This window comes from Nostoc sp. 'Peltigera membranacea cyanobiont' 213, assembly GCF_002245975.1.
Classification (GTDB): Bacteria; Cyanobacteriota; Cyanobacteriia; order Cyanobacteriales; family Nostocaceae; genus Nostoc.
Map to the genome: position 1 here is coordinate 1 of NZ_NOLI01000050.1, position 17,672 is coordinate 17,672.

14 protein-coding genes are annotated in these 17,672 nt (G+C 40.0%); 10 read left to right on the forward strand and 4 right to left on the reverse strand.

Going from position 1 to position 17,672, the window contains the following annotated elements; all coding sequences use genetic code 11:
* Positions 1 to 27: 27 nt before the first annotated feature.
* Positions 28 to 402, reverse strand: a complete 375-nt coding sequence (locus CDG77_RS15615; RefSeq protein ID WP_094330308.1) for a hypothetical protein — start codon at positions 400 to 402, stop codon at positions 28 to 30.
* A gap of 198 nt (positions 403 to 600) precedes the next feature.
* On the opposite strand from CDG77_RS15615, the gene CDG77_RS15620 reads away from it, so the two are divergent.
* A complete protein-coding gene (locus tag CDG77_RS15620; protein ID WP_094330267.1) occupies positions 601 to 1,443 on the forward strand; it encodes a hypothetical protein in 843 nt (280 codons plus the stop codon).
* A gap of 34 nt (positions 1,444 to 1,477) precedes the next feature.
* Here CDG77_RS15620 and CDG77_RS15625 read toward each other — a convergent pair whose 3' ends face one another.
* Entirely contained in the window at positions 1,478 to 1,738 is a 261-nt protein-coding gene (locus CDG77_RS15625) for a hypothetical protein (RefSeq protein WP_143857035.1), read from the reverse strand.
* A 221-nt stretch (positions 1,739 to 1,959) separates the two neighbouring features.
* On the opposite strand from CDG77_RS15625, the gene CDG77_RS38545 reads away from it, so the two are divergent.
* Positions 1,960 to 2,094 carry a hypothetical protein gene (locus CDG77_RS38545; protein WP_262985159.1) on the forward strand — a complete coding sequence of 45 codons (135 nt, stop codon included), beginning with the start codon at positions 1,960 to 1,962 and terminating at the stop codon, positions 2,092 to 2,094.
* Positions 2,095 to 2,209: 115 nt separating this feature from the next.
* A complete protein-coding gene (clpB, locus tag CDG77_RS15630; protein WP_094330269.1) occupies positions 2,210 to 4,828 on the forward strand; it encodes an ATP-dependent chaperone ClpB in 2,619 nt (872 codons plus the stop codon).
* A 152-nt stretch (positions 4,829 to 4,980) separates the two neighbouring features.
* Here clpB and CDG77_RS15635 read toward each other — a convergent pair whose 3' ends face one another.
* Entirely contained in the window at positions 4,981 to 5,535 is a 555-nt protein-coding gene (locus tag CDG77_RS15635; protein ID WP_094330270.1) for an SRPBCC family protein, read from the reverse strand.
* Between the two features lie 420 nt (positions 5,536 to 5,955).
* Here CDG77_RS15635 and CDG77_RS15640 point away from each other — a divergent pair, with 420 nt between their 5' ends.
* The 7 genes from CDG77_RS15640 (at position 5,956) to lpxD (ending at position 11,937) form a co-directional block, all read left to right on the forward strand.
* Entirely contained in the window at positions 5,956 to 6,150 is a 195-nt protein-coding gene (locus CDG77_RS15640; RefSeq protein ID WP_012410758.1) for a hypothetical protein, read from the forward strand.
* 141 nt (positions 6,151 to 6,291) lie between these two features.
* The gene (gene rd / locus CDG77_RS15645) at positions 6,292 to 6,456 is read left to right on the forward strand and encodes a rubredoxin (RefSeq protein ID WP_094330271.1); all 165 of its coding nucleotides are present in this window, start codon (positions 6,292 to 6,294) and stop codon (positions 6,454 to 6,456) included.
* 49 nt (positions 6,457 to 6,505) lie between these two features.
* Positions 6,506 to 7,744 (forward strand): NAD(P)/FAD-dependent oxidoreductase, encoded by a 1,239-nt coding sequence (locus tag CDG77_RS15650; protein ID WP_094330272.1) that lies wholly within the window; start codon positions 6,506 to 6,508, stop codon positions 7,742 to 7,744.
* Between the two features lie 115 nt (positions 7,745 to 7,859).
* Complete coding sequence (locus CDG77_RS15655) at positions 7,860 to 8,489, forward strand: hypothetical protein (RefSeq protein ID WP_094330273.1); 630 nt, start codon at positions 7,860 to 7,862, stop codon at positions 8,487 to 8,489.
* Positions 8,490 to 8,504: 15 nt separating this feature from the next.
* On the forward strand, positions 8,505 to 9,308 hold the full coding sequence (locus CDG77_RS15660) for a hypothetical protein (protein ID WP_094330274.1): 804 nt from the start codon (positions 8,505 to 8,507) through the stop codon (positions 9,306 to 9,308).
* Between the two features lie 351 nt (positions 9,309 to 9,659).
* The gene (locus CDG77_RS15665; RefSeq protein ID WP_094330275.1) at positions 9,660 to 10,751 is read left to right on the forward strand and encodes a hypothetical protein; all 1,092 of its coding nucleotides are present in this window, start codon (positions 9,660 to 9,662) and stop codon (positions 10,749 to 10,751) included.
* A 133-nt stretch (positions 10,752 to 10,884) separates the two neighbouring features.
* Positions 10,885 to 11,937 (forward strand): UDP-3-O-(3-hydroxymyristoyl)glucosamine N-acyltransferase, encoded by a 1,053-nt coding sequence (gene lpxD / locus CDG77_RS15670; RefSeq protein WP_094330276.1) that lies wholly within the window; start codon positions 10,885 to 10,887, stop codon positions 11,935 to 11,937.
* Positions 11,938 to 12,047: 110 nt separating this feature from the next.
* Here lpxD and CDG77_RS15675 read toward each other — a convergent pair whose 3' ends face one another.
* The gene (locus CDG77_RS15675) at positions 12,048 to 17,489 is read right to left on the reverse strand and encodes a trifunctional serine/threonine-protein kinase/ATP-binding protein/sensor histidine kinase (protein ID WP_094330277.1); all 5,442 of its coding nucleotides are present in this window, start codon (positions 17,487 to 17,489) and stop codon (positions 12,048 to 12,050) included.
* Positions 17,490 to 17,672: the final 183 nt, after the last annotated feature.

Sequence of the window (17,672 nt, forward strand, 5' to 3'; positions counted from 1 at the left end):
CCCCAGTCCCCAGTCCCCAGTCCCCAGCTAAGATGTAACTAAATCCCCATTACGGGTAAACTTCTGGCAATGCAACTCACTATCTTGCTGGACGCATAGGGAAAACCATCTGATATGACTCCAGCAGGTGTTGATGTTGTTGGTAATTTTGCGCTTTTTTTTAGAAAGGCGTTGTCTTACAACTTCATTGGGGCAAAGAATTTCTAACGTACCCGTACCATCTTCGTAATTGACGATGCGAAATAGACAGTCTTGTAAGATAGCACGGCTGCTGCTGTCGAAGAAGCGCTTAAATCGCTGTAGCTTTTCGCCCTCAGTCATTTGGCTGATGGGTTTTATTTTCAAGAAATCTTCATCCTCAATGTCAAAGTCATCATCTTCAAAGTCGTAGGGGTCAATCATTTTCAGCATCCACTAGGCGACCTGGGATTATGGTAACTCTGTGTGGGGGTAGGGAAGGTTTATGCAGATGACTGTGCCAACAATTATTTAGATATATCTCAGTGAGATTCTGTAAAGTACACCTGTTGTTGTTTATATAGGCTTTATACTGTAATTAAAGGTATACTGACCACCTCTTTTAGATGCCAATCAACAGCTATGGCGTTTAATTTACCAAAAATTCCCAACTGGGTAAAAATAGTTATCAGTTTTTTAGCGTCTTTATCGCTTGCGGCTTTTAGTGGTGTTATTGGCAACCAAGCAGATAAAGTTTTTTCAGAAAAGCTATTGCCTTTAATTAACGAGCCACTACCTGTCAGACTATGGGTTTTGGTTTTAGCTTTATTAATTGCTTTGTTGCCGCTTTCATTGACTGCAATACATTATCATAAAGCGCATCAAATCGCAATCAAGCTTAACGAACTGGATGAATCTTTACTATTACTTTTGCCTAAGTTAGATGTAAATCCAAACATTAATGAATCACTCAAGCGGCTATTAGAGCAATTTATTGAAAAAACGCTTAATATCATGCAACTTCTAGATGGCTGTGGTATCGCCATTTATGCACCAGACCTTAGCGATCCAGATTTTTTAACTACTTGGTGTCAATCACATTCACCAAATGAGTATGGAAATAAAGTACGTTTTTATGTTGGTAAAGACCCTAATCAAAATCGGGGGTGTGCGGGTTGTACTTTCATTGACAAAAAACGACGGGTTGTACACTTATCACGCATAAATAATATGTGGCACGCTGACGATCCGCAATACATTTTTAGCAAGGATAGAACTGGCCGCATTTTAGATTATGTGACATTGATTACCATACCAATTATCGGAGGTACGGATAGTTTAGGTGTTTTGTGTCTCTACAGCAGAGATGTGACAACTTTTAATTCTAAAGCCACGCAAGAGTTACTATTCGTAATTGCTAATCGTCTAGCAGGAGTTATGCTAATAGCACGTAATTACCAAGTACAACATTCAATTACTAATTAAAACTATAGTTTCAGTACATAGACATAGATAGATGCTATCTGAGTTTAATTAAGTCTTGGTCTTTGTTTTGCCGCCAAGGAGATGCCAAAAAACGCCATAGCTTTGGTATAAGCTTATCTTTACTAGCTAATTCAAGGGTAACTGAACCATAATCTGTACCATACTTACGTTCAGCTTCTTGAAATTGGCTGAGGCTTTTCTTCCCGCGCATATAGTCTTTGGATTCTCTCATTAAAAGAGATTGGCGTTCTTCGGCTGTTAAACTTATAGGAAAATCTTCCACTTTTTTCATCACTATTAAATAACGATATACAATTTTACTGGTTTATATTTAGCTTTTACGCGTTTGTTGACAAGAATATTTTCATTAGAGATCCAAGTATTATACCTTCATTTTACTCAATCGCTCGATAAAATTAGCTATAACTCCCAAGAAACTCATTATATTCATTGTGCTAGCACTCTAGCAACAGAAATGTAGTGAATATCAGCAATAAGTTAATTTAAATTAAATTTATGATGATTATAGTGAAACAAGCTAGGATGCTCAGGGCAATTGCTTTGGTGTATCTTAAACTAGGAAAATTGTTTGTAGACCAACCAATAAACGGCAGAAAAACCAGCAAGGGCGGTAATACTACTACTCTATAAAGATGTGAAGACCGATCCAGCAATGAGCTTACTTTTTTTAGAATGTCTTTATGAGAGACTGTTCGTCTCTCTGTGCCTTGTACGCCTAGAGTGGTTTTTCTAAAAGTCTCCCTATATGCAACCTACTAATCCTAACCAATTTACAGAAAAAGCCTGGGAAGCGATCGCCCATACCCCCGATATTGTTAAACAATATCAACAACAGCAAATTGAAAGCGAACACCTGATGAAAGCGCTGCTAGAACAAGATGGTCTAGCAACAGGGATTCTCACCAAAGCGGGTGTTAACCTCCAAAAACTGCGCGATCGCACCGAACAATTTTTTCAACGTCAGCCGAAAGTATCTGGTAATAGTACCTCAGTATACTTGGGACGTAGCTTAGATACACTGCTAGATCGAGCAGACGTGTATCGCAAGGAGTTTCAAGATGAATATATTTCAATTGAACACTTATTGCTGGGTTATGCCAAAGATGACCGTTTTGGCAAAGCTTTATTCCAAGAGTTTGCTTTAGACGAAGGCAAACTCAAAAATATTATTAAACAAGTTCGTGGGAGTCAAAAAGTGACCGATCAAAATCCAGAAGGCAAATACGAAGCACTGGAAAAATACGGGCGCGATCTTACAGAAGCTGCGCGTAAAGGTCAACTTGACCCAGTGATTGGGCGAGATGATGAGATTCGCCGCACTGTGCAAATTCTCTCTCGCCGCACCAAGAATAACCCTGTGCTAATTGGTGAACCGGGTGTTGGTAAAACTGCGATCGCAGAAGGATTAGCCCAACGCATTATCGCAGGTGATGTACCTCAATCTCTCAAAGACCGCAAGCTGATTTCTTTAGATATGGGTGCTTTGATTGCAGGGGCAAAATTCCGGGGTGAATTTGAAGAACGCCTAAAAGCAGTATTAAAAGAAGTTACTGAATCTGGCGGCAATATTGTTTTATTTATTGATGAAATTCACACTGTTGTCGGCGCTGGTGCAACTCAAGGCGCGATGGATGCAGGTAACTTATTAAAACCGATGTTGGCGCGGGGCGAATTGCGCTGTATTGGCGCGACAACTCTGGATGAATACCGCAAACACATCGAAAAGGATGCCGCACTAGAAAGACGCTTCCAGCAAGTTTATGTCGATCAGCCTAGTGTAGAAGATAGTATTTCGATTTTGCGCGGGTTGAGAGAACGTTATGAAAACCACCACGGGGTGAAGATTTCTGATAGTGCTTTGGTTGCAGCCGCCGTGTTGTCGAGTCGATATATTAGCGATCGCTTCCTCCCTGATAAAGCCATTGATTTGGTAGACGAAGCCGCCGCGAGATTGAAAATGGAGATCACCTCCAAACCAGAAGAACTCGACGAAATCGATCGCAAGATTCTGCAATTGGAAATGGAGAAGCTATCGCTGCAAAAAGAAAGCGATGCCGCTTCTCGCGAACGTTTAGAAAGATTGGAAAAAGAAATTGCCGATCTCAAAGAAGAACAAAGAACTCTGAATACTCAATGGCAGTCTGAAAAAGATATCATTGACAAAATTCAGTCTGTCAAAAAAGAAATTGAACGGGTCAACTTAGAAATTCAGCAAGCAGAACGCGATTACGACCTTAACCGGGCTGCGGAGTTGAAATATGGTAATTTAACCAGCTTGCATCGCCAATTGGAAGCAGTAGAAGCTGAGTTAGCAAGCGCCCAAAGAAGTGGTAAATCACTATTACGGGAAGAAGTTACAGAAGGTGATATTGCTGAAATTATTTCTAAATGGACAGGAATTCCGATCAGCAAGTTGGTGGAATCTGAGAAAGAGAAACTGCTGCATTTAGAAGATGAACTGCACCACCGCGTCATTGGACAAGAAGAAGCAGTCACAGCCGTAGCTGATGCAATTCAGCGATCGCGGGCTGGACTAGCCGATCCCAATCGTCCCATCGCCAGCTTTGTTTTCCTTGGGCCGACAGGTGTGGGTAAAACCGAGTTGGCAAAAGCGCTGGCGGGCTATATGTTCGATAGCGAAGATGCGCTGGTGCGAATCGATATGTCGGAGTACATGGAGAAACACGCTGTCTCCCGCTTAATCGGTGCGCCTCCGGGATACGTGGGTTATGAAGAAGGCGGACAACTTACAGAAGCGATTCGCCGCCGTCCTTACTCTGTGATTCTCTTCGACGAAATCGAGAAAGCACACCCCGATGTTTTCAATATTTTCTTGCAAATTCTTGATGATGGTCGGGTTACTGATGCCCAAGGTCATAAGGTGGACTTCAAGAACGCTATTATCATCATGACTAGCAACATCGGTTCGCAATACATTCTGGATGTCGCTGGGGATAACGCCCACTACGACGAAATGCGCCGTCGGGTAATGGAAGCGATGCGGAATAGTTTCCGTCCAGAATTCCTGAATCGGATTGATGAAATCATCATCTTCCACGGTTTAGATAAGAAGGAATTGCGGCAGATTGTGCTATTACAAGTGCAAAGATTGCGGCAAAGATTGGGCGATCGCAAAATATCCCTCAAACTCTCGGATATCGCACTTGACTTTTTAGCTGAAGTAGGGTATGACCCAGTGTATGGGGCGCGTCCACTGAAGCGGGCGATTCAGCGCGAGTTAGAAACTCAAATTGCCAAAGCTATTTTGCGCGGTGAATTCAACAACGGCGACACCATCTTTGTAGATGTGCAAAATGAGCGTCTTTCTTTTAGTCGCTTACCTGTTGAGGTATTTAGCAGCTAATTCAGTGTGAGTTTGTAGGGGGCATTGTATATTTGTGGGATGGGCATCTTGCCCGTCCCTTGTATTTCTGGGCGGGCAGGATGCCCACTCCACAAGAATCATCTCTTGATTCAGCAATACCCACTTTTCAAATAATAGAACTACACTACTTCCTACTGCTTACAAATCACTTGTCGCATTTTCCGCATATTTGCAGGTAATTCTAAGTTCATTGCTTGTTGAATAAAAATTGATGGAATCGGAATCAGAGGTGTAGCTTGGACAGTATAAGCAAGCAAGGTGCCGTTACCGCAATCTTGGAGTTCTAAATTGGCGTTAAAATCCTCAAAAGTCCCTTTTACCATGCGAAACTGGATTTGTTGCCCCAGCACTTCTACAACGTTGAGGTAAATTTCCACTTGAGCGGTAAAAAAGAAAAAGGCTTTTTGTGCTGCTTGATATAAACGTTTGACTTCACCTTTGTGTGATATCTCGCTTTTAGTGATATCAGGAAAATATTGCACCCACCGGGGATAATCAGTTAATTGCTGCCAAACTTGCGATCGCACCATCGGCAAATACATCCAAGCTGTCACCGCGCCACCACAGGTTTTGTGCGATCGCGTTTCTACCAAAATTTCACCCTGTACCAGCAACTTTTGCTTGTCTTGACTCCAAGCCATACCTGAACCTTCAATAATTGAATCTGATATATAAGACGCAGACATAATGATTTTAGTTACTCCTCAACTCACCCACCTAAATCGAGTTAAAACTACAAGTCATAAAACTTGATTTCGATCTAACCCATTAAATTTTAGTTCCAGTGTAATGCCTATCCTTTCCGGAAAGGGTGAGATTTTGGTAATTATTTCAGTTTTTTTACTGTAAAACCTGTAGTTCCGATCGCAATTAACACAATAAATACTTAAGTAGGATTGATAATAGCAGTATTATAAATGAAAAACTAAGTTCTTAACAGCTAAAATGGCATAAACACTATTTAATATCAAGCGTCTTACCCCAAAATCTGGATAGGATATCTCTATTTTTAAGTGTTATTTCTGATGAAACTATAACTTCATCATAACTTCATATCTGATGGTAAATATCAAGTGTAATTTCTATTGAGTTGAGAGGAAAATTAGGTGAGTCAATCTTCTTTAAATCGTAGATTAATCCAGATTTTTGGTATCCTTCTTGGTGTTAGCGTAGCAGTATGGGTACTGAGAGGCTTTGGTATTCTTACTTTTATTCCAGGTGGAATTATTTTGCTACTGCTACTAGGGGCGATCGCAATCGGGATTATCAGCTACGCCCAAAGGACTTGGTGGCGTTTGTAATCTGATTTTTTATAATCTGGGAAATTTCCCCCAAAGGTAAACGTATACTCTGGTTTAAGAATTGTAGCGTAGCTATTTTTACTCACTGCCAGAAGTATTTAATAGGGAAGTAATGCCAAAAATTTACCAGAGGATAGGGACATGGCAAAGTATATATGTACCGTTTGCAGCTATGAATACGATCCAGAATTAGGCGATCCAGATAGCGATATAGCGCCGGGAACAGCTTTTGAAGATATACCAGAAGATTGGTCATGTCCTACTTGTGGTGCCACAAAAGATCAATTTGAACTAGTTGAAGAGTGAAGATAACAGCTAGCCTAGTAAAGTACGTGCTATTGAGAAATTTTAGAACTTGCTACCGTTACGAATTGTAGTTATTGGGGGTGGGGCTGCGGGATTTTTTGGCGCGATCGCTTGTGCTAAAGCCAATCCTGATGCCCAAGTTACTTTACTCGAAGCCAGTCGTCAACCACTGGCGAAAGTGCTAATTTCTGGTGGGGGACGCTGCAACGTGACTCACGCTTGCTTTGAGCCGGAGGAGTTAGTCCAAAATTACCCCAGAGGTGCAAAAGCTTTGCGGGGTGCTTTGACTCGCTTTGGCCCTCAAGATACAGTAGCTTGGTTTGCTACTGGTGGAGTCTATCTAAAAACTGAAGCTGATGGCCGGATGTTTCCTGTCACCAATACTTCAGAAACCATTGTGGAATGTCTAATAAAAGCGGTGGCGAAATCTGGGGTCAAACTCCGGATCGGTACACATGTAACTTCAGTGAACCGAACCGCAGCAGATGGGGAGTTTGATGTTCTTCTGAAATCGGGAGAGACGATTAAATGCGATCGCCTACTGCTTGCCACTGGTAGCAGCATTGTCGGTTATAAAATTGTCCAAGAGTTAGGCCATCAAATTGAACCGCCAGTCCCCTCGTTATTTACCTTCAACATTCTCGATCAAAAGTTGCGGGAGTTAGCTGGAGTTAGCGTTAACCCTGTCCAATTACGGTTATCTGCGGGCGGAAAATCCCAATTACAACAAACTGGGCCATTGCTAATTACCCACTGGGGTTTGAGTGGCCCGGCTGTTTTGAAGCTTTCTGCTTGGGGTGCGAGAGTTCTGCACGAAAGCCGCTATCAAGCCAAATTATCGATTAATTGGCTACCCCTGATGCAACAAGAAGAAGTCCGAGAAAAAGTTTTAGCAGTTAAAGATGAATGGGGTAAGAAAGCGATCGCATTACATCGCGGCGTCGATCTACCCCATCGTCTCTGGCAATATATCATTGCCCGTGCAGGCATTACCACAGAAGACCGTTGGGCAGAAATATCTAGTAAAACCTTAAATCAACTGGTGCAAGAACTTACACAGGGACAATATTTAATCAACGGTAAAGGAGCCTTTAAAGAAGAATTTGTTACCTGTGGCGGCGTCAAGCTCAAAGAAGTCAACTTCAAGACAATGGAAAGTCGGTTAGTTCCTGGTCTTTATTTTGCCGGAGAAATCTTAGATATTGATGGCGTTACCGGTGGGTTTAACTTCCAAAGTGCTTGGACAACTGGATATTTAGCAGGGATAGCAATGGCGACTAGCGATTAGTCCCGCTACAGGAATTATGACAGTTTAAGAGAGTTAGTAGTAAGCACTTTAGTGCTTAGAATATAATGACTTTAGTGCTTACTACTACTAACTTATCAATTGATAGAGGATAGTCATGAATCAAACAGAGTATCTAATTCTTGAGTTTGCCATAAAATTTTCTCCAACCTTGACGCAAGTGGCACAAGAGGAAAATCTATTTTATTCTGACGTAGTAAATGCTGCTCATCACCTGTTTCAGAACGGTGATATCTTAGCATCTTTATACTCTCGTGAAGATCCAGAAAAAGAGGAAATTTCTAATGTAGTTTTAACTTGTGATGAAATTAAGGCTAACTTAAATGGAGAACTACCAGCTGATTACTATTTAACTCCACAAGGAGGAGCTAAGTGGGAAGAACTTGCTCATCCTAATTGGAATCAGTTTGTCAGGATGTTTTTTTCTGATAATAGCGGTGAAATAATAGGTAATCAGCGACAAATGATAGAGACATTACTTGCTATAGACTGTTTTATGGATCATAAACATATTCCTGGTTCAGAAGTTTGGGAGGTGTTTGAACCTTGGGAAGCAACCTATTGGAAAACCTTAGAAAAGGGTTATTCAGTCTGTTATCAACAAGAATATAGTTATTCGTATTTAGATGAAACGTATACTCCTATCGATTGGCTTGAATCCTATGAACAAGCAAGTAGATGGTACGGAAAAATGACAAAATGGTATACAGTACCTTTGTTTGAATAATATATTTAAATCCAAATGCGCTCACTAATTTACAAGTGTCAACCTATTAAATTCATTCCTCTTGAATCTGGTTTGCTTGAGTCAGAAGAAGAATATTGTAATGGCCAACAAGATTATGAAAATCTAGACATAGCCATTATTAGTACTTGGGCAAGCTGGAAATTACCAGGAGGAAGATTAGAAGCTTTTACAAAAGACCGCTTAAAAGCTTTTCAGGAATTGCTTGACCAAGCTGAGAGGATAATCGGATTTAATAGTATCATTCTCGATGACCCACTTTGTCAAGCTAATGGAATTAACGTCAATACAAATTATGATTTACTACGTGAGATTCTAGGAGAAGTTATTAGTCTCGAACTATACACAGAATACAAAGATTATTTTCAAGGTAAAGATATATTAGCTAAATATCCTATTGTAGCTAAGTATACCTTAGAAGCTTTAGTTCAGATGAATTTGGGTGAAAATCAATTAGCAACTTATGAGTCAGATTCAGTACTTTGGCAACTTGGAGAACAGGAAAAAGTAATTAATAATTGCCTGCATCAGGTTTGGCTAATCAAGAAGCTTTATGATTTGCATACTCAGGATAGACTTTTTGATCCTGTATTTGGTAGACCCGTAAGTCGGAAATTTCCCATTCCAGTTCCTACTAAAAGTATTTATCAAAAGTTGATTGCCTTTGGACTTGGTGCCTTATTTCGTAAAGATGGGAATTATGCTTATTTGAGGAAATTTTCAGATTACGAGCATTATGCCCTCCTCTGTCGTCATATTTCGCAACCCAACACATATCCTGTCAAAGATGAGAAATGTTGAAGACAAAATTTTAGGTAATTCAGTAGCCGAGCAAGCGCTCTCTTAATTATTGTATATTATTAATCATTTCAAAACTCGAACTTTCTAGAAGATAAATAATCTACGTCTTAATTATCTGGCTAGTACAAAGTGGCAAAAGTCTACTCTTAAAACTTGTTACCAAGAACGTCTCCGTGTTAGCCTCACCACATTTACCAATTCTTTATAAATAAGCGATCGCTATTAGCTATATTTACTTATCAAAATTCATACTAATTATCTAGCATTTCTCACCTTGCCACTCCACATTCACACCAGCCACCCTAGAGAAGGCAAATTTTTCAGGGTGTATTAGTTTTTCCTAGATAATGTATGAACACTGATAAAAATACTGCGTCTGAAATTACGTTGCAAGGTAGCCAGTATATGCTACATGGCTTTCCAGTGCTTGGTATTCCTGATGATGAGCGTGCTGTAAAATACTTCAGTCTCAATCCATTTCTACCAAATGCCCAGAATCGTTGTCCGATTGAGTGTGCTTATTGTGTCTGTCATCAAGACCGTGACTGGCACCATTATCCCCAAAACTTTCAGGATGTCTTAGCTCCGATTGACCTCCTTGATATTTTGCTAGATCGCATTTTTGCTACTCAGGAGGGACAAAAGGGCTTTCCGATTTCACTATGCGACTACTCCGATCCCTTTATTCCAGCCCATCGAGAACGTGTACTGTCAATTCTAGATGCACTGATTGAGCGTAAAGCAGCCAACATAGTCTACATCACTACTAAAGTTCATCCTGGCCAATCTTTTCTGGAGCGCCTAAAAACAACTCTAGAGCAACCTCATTCCCTTCGAGTCACTGTCTTTGTAAGTTTACCTCCTTTGAAACCAGGTTATGAGCAAGCCTCAATTCAGAGTCGGGTACAGTTGCTGCAAGATTTAGTCAAACTTGGCATTCCGTGTTGTTGGTATCTACGTCCACTGGTTGAACAGTGGTTTGATGAAGCTTTAATGTGGCAATTAGCACGCACGCTACTGCCCCATATCTCCCATCATGTTATTCTGTCTGGGCTTGTGATGTCTGAAGAGATTGAAGCGAGTCTGTTAAAACAGGAATTAATCGTTCCAGAATGGGATCGTACACAACCAGGACGTAAGGAATACTTGTCATTGGAGTTCGAGTCAAAACTGCGCTCAATTCTCAGCACTGTTGCTAGCGAGCAAAATACTTCTCTCGGCCCGGTGATGGGACATCGGCTATGCGGTACTAACGGCAATCATGCTTATGGCTGCTTGATTTGCGCCAAACAAAACCGTTATTGCCAACTTTTTCAACTTCATCACTATGGTGAGACGATCGCTGCTGAAGATAATCAACGCCTCAAGACGCTACTGAAACAAGATTCGCTGAAAGTAGGCTCATCTTTACAACGAGAGCCATCAACAGAAGAATGTCGGTGAAGTCCTCTAACCTGAAGCGAAGTTAGGTATGGTCTGATTACCTTGCCACTATGTGTCTACAAAATTGGTCTATTGGAGCATAAAGAGGGAAAATTATCTTGCCATTGTAGATCAATTTTGAACACATCCAACAATGAAATTCAGCGAAATTATCCGCCAATTTGGTGATGCTGTTAGCAATCATAGTCTGATTAGCAACCCAGACTATGACCCAGAAATTACAGGGGTAGCAGCTATTGATGAAGCTACTACTGGTACTCTCAGCTATGTAGAAGGGCCAAAATTTGGATCTTTTGTCGGTAAGACCAATGCTAGTGCTTTAATTTTTCCCGAAGACGAAAAATTACAGGCGATCGCACAAGAGAGAGGTATTGTCTGGCTAGCAACTCCAGATCCGCGACTGTTGTTTGCCAAAGCGATCGCACTTTTTTACCAACCATATCGCCCTGTTCCAGAAATTCATCCCACTGCTGTGATTCACTCCACCGCAAAAGTTGGTAGTGATGTTTATATTGGCCCCCATGCTGTGATTCAGCAAGGCGTAGAAATTGGCGATGGCGCAATTATTCATCCCAATGTGGTGATTTATCCAAATGTCAAAATAGGCGATCGCACTACCCTACACGCCAACTGTACCATCCACGAACGCACCCACATCGGTGCAGATTGCGTCATTCACAGTGGTGCTGTCATTGGTGCAGAAGGCTTTGGTTTTGTTCCTACCCGGACTGGTTGGTTCAAAATGGAACAATCTGGCTATACAGTCTTAGAAGATGGCGTGGAAGTTGGCTGCAACAGTGGTATTGACCGTCCATCCGTCGGAGAAACACGGGTAGGTCGCAATACAGTAATTGACAGCTTAGTGCAAATAGGTCACGGTTGCAAAATCGGTTCTGGCTGTGCGATCGCAGGTCAGGTTGGTATGGCGGGAGGTGTTCAACTGGGAAATCGCGTTATTTTAGCCGGACAAACAGGAATAGTCAATCAAGTGAAGATAGGAGATGGAGCAATGACATCTGCTCAAAGTGGAATTCACAACGATGTTGCGCCAGGAGAAGTTGTCTGCGGAACTCCAGCCCTTCCTTACAAACTATATCTCAAAGTATGTGCTGTTTATGGTCGCCTGCCAGATATGTATCAATCGCTAAAACAATTGCAACGTAAATCTAAAAATAGCAATGATTAATCAATGAAATTTGGGAATTGGGAATTGGGAAATATATTAATAGTTATTCTCCCCCTGCTCCCTTCCTTCTTTCCCATTCCCAATTCCCTAAGCAAAGGGTTTTGTAAGTCCTAAATAGGAATGGCGATCGCAAATTGTGTACCTACACCGACTTCAGATTCCACAATGATTTGACCACCGTGTTTTTCTACCACAATTTGACGAGCGATCGCTAATCCTAATCCTGTACCTTGACCAACTCTTTTAGTTGTAAATAAATGGTCAAAAATTCTTTGTTTTACCTCTGTTCTCATCCCCTTGCCATTGTCAGCAATCAAAATATTGACATAATTATCTTGTAAAAATGTCCGAATTGTGATGCGATTAGGGTTAGCCTCAATCTCCTGATAACTACGTCCCTGATTTGATTCTTCTAAGGCATCAATGGCATTTGCTAGTAAGTTCATAAACACCTGATTCAGTTGTCCAGAAAAACATTCCACTTCAGGCAAATCACCATAGCTTGTAATAACTTCAATCGCTGGACGGGTTTCATTGGCTTTGAGGCGATGCTTCAAAATCAAAATTGTACTGTTAATGCCTTCGTGAATATCACAAGCAACTTTGTAGTATCGATCTGCCCTAGAAAATGTTCTTAAACTGGTGCTAATATCACGGATGCGACTAATTCCCAAATCCATAGATGCAATCAGTTTTGGCAAATCTTCTTCTATATATTCCAAATCAATTGCATTAATTTTATCAGCAATAACTGTATTCGTTTGGGGATATTCTTGCTGATATAAATTAAGTAAATCAAATATATCTTTGAGATAATCTAATGCTGGGGGAATATTTCCGGCAATAAAGCCTACAGGATTGTTGATTTCATGGGCTATACCTGCAACTAAATTACCCAATGCTGACATTTTCTCACTTTGCACAAGTTGCAATTGAGCTTTTTGTAAGTCTTGCAATGCTTGTTGTGACTGTTGATAAAGCCGAGCATTTTCTAGAGAAATTGCGGCTTGAGTACAAAGAAAATTAATAACTACTAGGCGACCAATTGTAAATATACCTTGAGTTAAGTTGTTTTCTAAATAAATAATTCCAACCAAATGCCCTTGATTGATAATCGGTATACATAAGGCACTTTTTGGTTTATATCGCAACATGTAATCGCCAATCAAACCACTAATTTCAGTTTGGCAATTGTCAATTACCAGAGGTTCTAACGTATGTTTAACGTATTGAATAAGCTGTACAGGAACCTCTTGACAGTCATCTAAAGGTTGTGAACTAAGAACTGTTACGCTCTGCTGATCGGTGGGATTAATAGAGGCGATCGCTTGAATTTGCCATTCGTCTTCATTTGGTAGAATTAGTACACATTTTTTTGCTCCAGCATTTTCTAAGATAATTTTAGTAAGATTAGTAATTAATTCATCTAATTGGATGCTGCGGGAGATAATTTGAGCTACTTTGATGACAGATACAAAATCTAAAATCTCAGAAATACTGGTACTAGTAGCACTAGTACTAATTGTTGATTTTGAAATTGAAGTGCCACCTGTTGCTGCTATAGTTTCTAGAGAGTTGAAGCTGAGTTTTTGTTGTTGCAGAATGGGTTGAAGTAGCTGAGGATAGCGTTTTTCTAAGTCATCAGTTTTTGCCTTAGCACCCCATTTAGCGTAACAATAGTAAGCTTCTTGCATATATGCCTGAGCTACTTTTTCTTTTCCCAATTCTAGGTAAAATTTGGCTACAAGTTCGTTTGCGAGAGCTTCTTCTTGGATATAGCCGTTTTCTTTGGCGAGGGAGATAGAGGAATCATACAATTCCATCGCTTTATTTTTGTGTTGCAAAACTCGATGCCGTTCTGCCTCAATTAAGTAAAATTTGTGTTGATAATTCATTGGGGCATGATGTACCCATTTTCTCAACTTTTTTTGATGATAAGTGACTTTTTTAATAATTTGTTTTTTCTCAATCGCGGTTGCTTTTAAATAAAGATTTAGTTGTGTTAATGCGTCATAAAAATAAACTACTGGTACTACTGCTGCCGATGTTACTCCATCTAAATAGGTTATGGCATTAATCGCCGCATCTGAAGCCGCAGCATAATTTTCAAACAGATAGCAAAGTATTAGTTCATTGGCATAGCTAAAGCTTAATCCGGTGCGATCGCCTGCTTGTTCTTGTAATTTGCGAGTATTTTGGGCATCATAAACAGAACCTGATAATTCACTAGGATTAGTAGATTCTCCTAATAAATTCTTGATGGCTTGACGAAATGAATTTATATATGTAAAAGGTTTTTCCTGTTTAAATTGCCTGTAGACTTCGGCGTAATCACCCATCTTTTTTTCTAACTCAGACAACTCTTCACCGATAAAATATCCATGAAAACTACGAGTATAACTAGCCCATGACGCATATTCAATATCTCCTGTTTCTAAACCTACTTGATAGGCTTCGGTTAATGGTGCAATTGTCTCCTGAGTATGTTGATGCCAGTGATTGACAAATGTTTCAACAATGAAAAAGGTTCTAGCTTTTAATTCCTGAGCATTAAATTTATCCAGAACTTGTAATGCTAGTTGGCCAAATTCATAACCTGCCTGAATATTTCCGATAATGCCACACTGAATCAATCCATACCAGGCATAACCAAATGCAGATTCTGCTGCATTACCATACTGCATCGATAAACTGACTTCATTTAAAATAATTGGTGGTAGCAAATCTGGACGAGCAATATAAGCAGTTGAATTAGTACTAGCCAGAATTCTAATTGCTGCTAGTTGTTCCCCTCCAGTCATGTTAGGCAAGTCAATTAAACTTAAAGGAGATTTGCCTAGCAATCGTAATGTTATTTTGCCTAAACCAAGTAATGTTTCCGTTTGACTGGCTTGGGGAGAGAGTTTAACACCTAAGAGATTCAGAAGTGCGATCGCAGTCTGAATCGAATTATCAAAACGGCTCTGAGCTAAATAAGATTGAATTTGAATCTCAATAGATTTAACCCGATCTAGTAAAACTTTAGCATGGTGTTGTACTTGTAAGGCAAACTCTTCTACCTTGTCAAATTCGCCAATCAGATAAGCAGCCGCAGCAGCTTCTTCATACAAGGCTAAGGCGAGAGCATACTTTCGTTCCCAACTATCTGTTGTCAATAGCTGAATACCAAAACTAATATATTCCATTGCCGCAGTATATGCAGTAGATAGTTTCGCTTTTTGCCCAGCTAACAGATTTAACTGTGCTAATTGCTCTCTGTCTGACTGCTGAATAATTAGCTTCACACCAATATTCAATTGATTAACAATCTCAAAAATTCTCTCTTCTTGCTTTTCAATAGGTGTATTATTTAATAGCAGGTTGCCAATTTGCAAATGAATTGCTTGATTCTCACCCTCTGGGATTAAGGAATAAGCCGCTTGCTGAATGCGATCGTGCAAAAACTTATAACTGATAGTCTGAGAGCTTTTTAACCCATCTTGTGTTTCTTGTCCTACATAAAACTTGTATATTTCACTTTGAGGTAGGATGAATCCCTCTTGCAATGCTCTCCACAAATCCGATGAGGTTTCAAGTTCTGATTGTTCAGAAACAACTGCTAAAGTTGCTAAATTAAACTGATTGCCAATACAAGCTGCAAGTTTCAAAATATTCTGCGTTTTTGTCGGTAGTTTCTGCAACTGCAATGCCATAAATTCGACGACATCATCAGTAAGACTTAAGGCTTTTACTGCTACAATATCACATTGCCAGTAACCTAATTCCCTATCAAAGACAATCAGCTTATCTTCATAGAGAGATTTAAGAAATTGTGTGCTAAAAAACGGATTACCTTTACTCTTTTGGTAAACGAGTTTAGTTAATGGTTCAGCAATTTTTAGGGAACAACTAAGTGTATCAGCCACTAACTCATTTAAACTTAATAAACTTAATTTAACTAATGTAATAGTATTAATAATAGCCTGAGTTTTCCTAATATCTTCTAAAGTAAATATCAAAGGATGAGCCGCAAAGACTTCATTATCCCGATAAGCACCAATTAATAATAAATATCCCCCGGATGATTCACTCATCAACAATTGCATCAACTTGAGAGAGGCTGAATCTGCCCACTGCAAATCATCTAAAAACATCACCAAGGGATGTTCTTTAGTTGTGAATAGCTCTACAAACTTCTGAAATAGTAAATTAAAGCGATTCTGTACCGCATTCCCTGATAATTTTGGTGCGGGTGGTTGTTGACCAATAATTATTTCTAATTCAGGAATAACTTCAATAATTACCTGTCCATTCTCGCCGACAGCTTCTAGAATACTGGTTTTCCAGCGATCTAGCTGTTGGTCAGTCTCTGTTAACAACTGCATCATTAAATTCCGAAAAGCTTGTACAAAAGCAGAAAAGGGAATATTGCGATTAAATTGGTCAAATTTACCTTTAATGAAATAGCCTCGTTGTTTAACAATGGGTTTATGAACTTCATTGACAACAGCAGTTTTACCAATACCAGAAAAACCTGCAACTAACATCAGTTCGCTACTTCCTTGAGAAACCCTTTCAAAGGCTGCTAGTAGTTGCTGAACTTCGTTTTCTCGACCGTATAATTTTTCTCTGACGAGGAAGCGATCGCACACATCCCTGGTTGCAATTTTAAAGGTTTCAATCTTATCTGTAAAATTGAGTTGTTCTCGGCAAGTTTCTAAATCATATTTCAATCCTAATGCACTCTGATAGCGATCTTCAGCATTCTTTGCCATCAGCTTCATCACAATATCACAGAGAACTTGGGGAACCGCTTCTTCGTTTTCTAATTTTGTTAGCGCAGCGTTAGCGAGTCTGCGATCGCCATTTTTAATTCTGAATCGATCGGGTTGTTTGGCAATATGACAATGTAGCAACTCCATTGGATCGTCAGTCAAAAACGGCAGTTCTCCCGTTAGCAATTCAAAAAAAGTGACTCCCAATGCATAGAAATCTGCCCGATAATCAATCCCTCGATTCATCCGTCCAGTTTGTTCTGGTGCAAGATAGGCTAATGTCCCTTCTAGAACATTGGGATTTTTAATTTCCTGGGTTTCTTTGGGTAATAAAGAAGCAATACTAAAATCGATGATTTTAACCTGCTTTGTCTCTGGGTGAATCAGGATATTTGCAGGTTTGATGTCTTTGTGAATAATTTGGTGATGGTGCAAGTAGTTGAGGATATCCGCAAGTTGGATGGCAATTTCCAAAAACTCCTTTAATGTTAGTGGTTGATTTTGAACATAGCCTCGTAGTGAAGTACCGCCAAAATCTTCCATCACTAACGCATAGCTATTGCGGTAAGTTTCTAAACTATATGGACGAATAATCCCCGGACTATCTAGATTTTTGGCAATCGTATACTGGTTACGAAACTGCAACAGTTCGCTGAAAGTTGGGTACTCGCGCAGTAGCAATTTGACTACAATGCCAAGCCGATCCGCTTCTCTTATGCCCCTATACACCACTGTTCTAGAGCCAGCATAGAGTTTTTCTATTAGTTGATATTGGGGAATTATAGCGATCGCATCCATCTGTACCTACCTTACCGCACAAGTTTTATGGCAAACATTTAATACCCTTAGTATGCCCTTTGCTTGAGTATCGATAGCAGCTAGTACGTCAATGGTATTTGCCAGCAGGTTTATAAACGTGCAGAGACGCACAACTTTGTGTCTCTACGTAGGTTGAGACTGAAAGCGTTAGATAGTAAGTAG

Bases quoted from the DNA above. Each gene is read 5' to 3' on its own strand.
- clpB (WP_094330269.1), top strand. From the start codon at position 2,210: ATGCAACCTACTAATCCTAACCAATTTACAGAAAAAGCCTGGGAAGCG.
- CDG77_RS15615 (WP_094330308.1), bottom strand. From the start codon at position 402: ATGATTGACCCCTACGACTTTGAAGATGATGACTTTGACATTGAGGAT.
- CDG77_RS15655 (WP_094330273.1), top strand. From the start codon at position 7,860: ATGAATCAAACAGAGTATCTAATTCTTGAGTTTGCCATAAAATTTTCT.
- CDG77_RS15635 (WP_094330270.1), bottom strand. From the start codon at position 5,535: ATGTCTGCGTCTTATATATCAGATTCAATTATTGAAGGTTCAGGTATG.
- CDG77_RS15675 (WP_094330277.1), bottom strand. From the start codon at position 17,489: ATGGATGCGATCGCTATAATTCCCCAATATCAACTAATAGAAAAACTC.
- rd (WP_094330271.1), top strand. From the start codon at position 6,292: ATGGCAAAGTATATATGTACCGTTTGCAGCTATGAATACGATCCAGAA.
- CDG77_RS15660 (WP_094330274.1), top strand. From the start codon at position 8,505: ATGCGCTCACTAATTTACAAGTGTCAACCTATTAAATTCATTCCTCTT.
- lpxD (WP_094330276.1), top strand. From the start codon at position 10,885: ATGAAATTCAGCGAAATTATCCGCCAATTTGGTGATGCTGTTAGCAAT.
- CDG77_RS15620 (WP_094330267.1), top strand. From the start codon at position 601: ATGGCGTTTAATTTACCAAAAATTCCCAACTGGGTAAAAATAGTTATC.
- CDG77_RS15665 (WP_094330275.1), top strand. From the start codon at position 9,660: ATGAACACTGATAAAAATACTGCGTCTGAAATTACGTTGCAAGGTAGC.
- CDG77_RS38545 (WP_262985159.1), top strand. From the start codon at position 1,960: ATGATGATTATAGTGAAACAAGCTAGGATGCTCAGGGCAATTGCTTTG.